The 3,156-nt window shown below is 69.4% G+C and carries 3 protein-coding genes; all 3 read right to left on the bottom strand.

Going from position 1 to position 3,156, the window contains the following annotated elements; translation table 11 throughout:
- A partial coding sequence (locus ABDW21_RS16725) for an acyl-CoA dehydrogenase family protein (protein ID WP_343710769.1) occupies positions 1-1,089 on the bottom strand: 1,089 nt, incomplete at its 3' end.
- Complete coding sequence (locus ABDW21_RS16720; protein ID WP_343602546.1) at positions 1,089-2,270, bottom strand: acyl-CoA dehydrogenase; 1,182 nt, start codon at positions 2,268-2,270, stop codon at positions 1,089-1,091. The genes ABDW21_RS16725 and ABDW21_RS16720, both read right to left, overlap by 1 nt.
- A gap of 4 nt (positions 2,271-2,274) precedes the next feature.
- On the bottom strand, positions 2,275-3,009 hold the full coding sequence (locus ABDW21_RS16715; RefSeq protein WP_343602545.1) for an SDR family oxidoreductase: 735 nt from the start codon (positions 3,007-3,009) through the stop codon (positions 2,275-2,277).
- Between the last annotated feature and the right edge of the window lie 147 nt (positions 3,010-3,156).

The raw sequence follows: 3,156 nt of genomic DNA, 5'->3' as shown, positions 1-3,156 counted from the left end.
GCCGTAAATGGTCTGGATGCGGGCGTCGACGAACGCCCGTGACACCGGGTATTCGCGCATGTAGCCGTAGCCGCCGTGCAGCTGCAGGCAGCGGTCGGCGACCCGCACCTGCAGCTCGGTGGTCCACCATTTCAGCTTGGCCGCCCGCGTGGCGGTCAGCTCGCCGGTCAGGTGCGCCGCGATGCAGTCGTCGAGAAATGTTCTCCCGACGTCGATTTCGGTGGCCAGCTCGGCAAGGGTGAACTGGGTGTGCTGGAAGCCGGCGATGGCGGAGCCGAACGCCGTGCGCTGGCGGACGTAGTCGAGTGTTTCGGCGAGCACGCCCTCGGCAGCGGCCACCGCGCCCACGCCCAGCGAAAGCCGTTCCTGCGGCAAGTTTTTCATCAACTGGTAGAAGCCTTGGCCCTCGTCGCCGAGCAGGTTGTCGCTCGCCACCCGCATGTCGGTGAAGGTCAGCTCGCTGGTGTCCTGGGCGTGCAGGCCGATCTTGGCCAGGTTGCGGCCACGGGTGAAACCAGGCGTGTCGGCGTCGACCACCAGCAGCGACAAGCCCTTGTGCGGGTCGGGTCCGGTGCGCACCGCGACGACGAACAGGTCGCCGGTCTGTCCGTTGGAGATGAACGTTTTCGCCCCGTTGACGACGTAGCTCTGGCCGTCGCGCACCGCGGCGGTGCGCATACCCGCAAGGTCGCTGCCGGTGCCGGGCTCGGTCATGGCGATACCGAGCACCGTCTCTCCGCTCACCACGCCGGGCAGCCAGCGTCGTTTCTGCTCGGCGGTGGTCAGGTCGGTGAGGTAGGGCAGCACCACGTCGTTCTGCAGCGAGAACGCGATCGCCTCGGCGGCCGCGCCGGCCCGCTGCAGTTCGTCGACGACGATGGCGTGGTAGCGAAAGTCGTGCACACCCGGGCCGCCGAACTCTTCGGGCACCGGAAAGCCCAGCAGCCCCAGCTTGCCGGCCTCGACGAACAGCGACCGATCCCAGCATCCGGCCCGCTCCCAGTCTTCGTGCGCCGGCAGCACGGTCTGTGCCACGAAACCTCGCACCAGCTGCCGGAACTGGTCATGTTCGGGGCCCCAGTGCAGCATCAGCGGAACGCGTCCACACCGGTGAACGCCTTGCCCAGCACAAGCTGGTGCATCTCCGGGGTGCCTTCGTAGGTGAGCACCGATTCCAGGTTGACCATGTGCCGGATCACCGGGTATTCCAGCGATATCCCGTTGCCGCCCAGAATGGTTCGCGCGGTCCGGCAGATCTGCAACGCCGCACGGGTGTTGTTGAGCTTGCCGAAGCTGACTTGTTCGGGGCGCAGCCCGACGCTGTCCTTGAGCCGGCCCAGGTGCAGCGCCAGCAGCTGGCCGTTGTGCAGTTCGACGGCCATGTCGACGAGTTTGGCCTGGGTCAGCTGGAATCCGGCGATCGGGCGGCCGAACTGGGTGCGCTGCAGCGCGTAGTCGCGGGCCGACTGCCAGGCCGAGCGGGCCGCGCCCATCGACCCCCAGATGATGCCGTAGCGCGCCTCGGACAGACACGACAGCGGCCCGCCCAGACCGGCCGCCCCGGGCAGCATCGCGTCGGCGGGCAGGCGTACGTCGTCGAGCACCAACTCGGACGTGATCGACGCCCGCAGCGAGAGTTTGTGGTGAATGGTGTTGGCGGAGAACCCCGGCGCGTCGGTGGGGACGACGAATCCGCGGATCCCGTCGTCGGTGATCGCCCACACGATCGCGACGTCGGCGACCGAGCCGTTGGTGATCCACATCTTGCGCCCGTTGAGCACCCAGTCGGAGCCGTCGCGGCGCGCCCGGGTCGTCATGGCGGCCGGGTCCGACCCGGCGTCGGGTTCGGTCAGCCCGAAGCAGCCGAGCACCTCGCCGGCGGCCATGTCCGGCAGCCACCGCTGTTTGTGCTGCTCGGAGCCGAACTTCGCGATCGCGAACATCGCCAGCGAGCCCTGCACGCTGACCAGCGACCGGATGCCGGAGTCGGCGGCCTCCAGCTCCGTGCACGCCAGCCCGTAGTGCACGGCCGACGCGCCGGGGCAGCCGTAGCCGTGCAGGTGCATGCCGAGCAGCCCGAGCGCCCCGAACTGTTTGGCCAGTTCCCGGACCACCGGCAGGTCGCCCGCCTCGAACCAGTCGGCGACGTGGGGGGTGACGTGCTCGGCACAGAAAGCTCGCACGGTGTCGCGGACGGCGACCTCGTCGTCGGAGAGCAACGTGTCGAGCGCGAGCGGGTCGTGCGGATCGAAGTCTGGCGATGCGCTCATCGCCTCATCCTGCCATCGTCAGGCCGCCGCTGACACTGAGCACCTGGCCGGTGACGAACGACGCCGCGTCGGAGGCGAAGAACAGCACCGCGGCTGCCACCTCCTCCGGGCGGGCCAGCCGCCGGAACGGGATCGCTTTGACCAGAGCCTCTTTCAGCTTCTCGGGTTGGGCGGCGAACAGCGGGGTGTCGGTGGGTCCGGGGCACACGCAGTTGACGGTGATCTGATACCGGGCCATTTCCCGGGCCAGCGACTTGGTCAAGGCGATCACACCGCCCTTGGCTCCGGCGTAGATCGTCTCGCCGGCGCTGCCGACCCGCCCGGCGTCGCTGGCCACGTTGACGACGCGGCCGCCTTCGCCGACGTCGATCATCCCCGGCAGGAACGCGCTGCACACGTGCACCGGCCCGAGGTAGTTGATGGCGACCACTTTCTCTGCGAATTCCGTTGTAGCGTTGAGGAATTGGTCGGTGCGGTCCCAGCCGGCGGCGTTGACGACGACGGTGGGCACACCCACCTGGTCGTGTGCCCGGTCGCGAAGCTCGTCGACTTGGGCGCGGTCGGCGACGTCGACGGGCAGCGCGGTGATCAGCCCGGGGTGCTCGGCGGCGGTGGCCTGCGCGCCGGCGTCGTCGAGATCGGCGGCGATCACCCGGTCGCCGCGGGCGGCGAATCCCAGCGCGACCGCTCTGCCGATCCCCGATCCGGCCCCGGTGACGAGCGCGAGTCTGACGGTCATCGGCGATCCTTCGTCTGCGGGTGCTAGCAGATTATCGCCGGTGGCGGGTTATCCGCTGCGGCCGGCAGACGATGTGACCGCGCCGGGTGTGCCGGGCGTGCCAGGTGTGCCCGGTGTGCCGTTGGCGCCGCCGGGCCCGCCGTCGCC

The organism is Mycobacterium sp. (assembly GCF_039583805.1).
In the GTDB taxonomy this organism is placed as follows: domain Bacteria; phylum Actinomycetota; class Actinomycetes; order Mycobacteriales; family Mycobacteriaceae; genus Mycobacterium.
The sequence above is the reverse complement of the archived record's forward strand: the minus strand, read 5'-3'. Positions and strand labels throughout refer to the sequence as shown.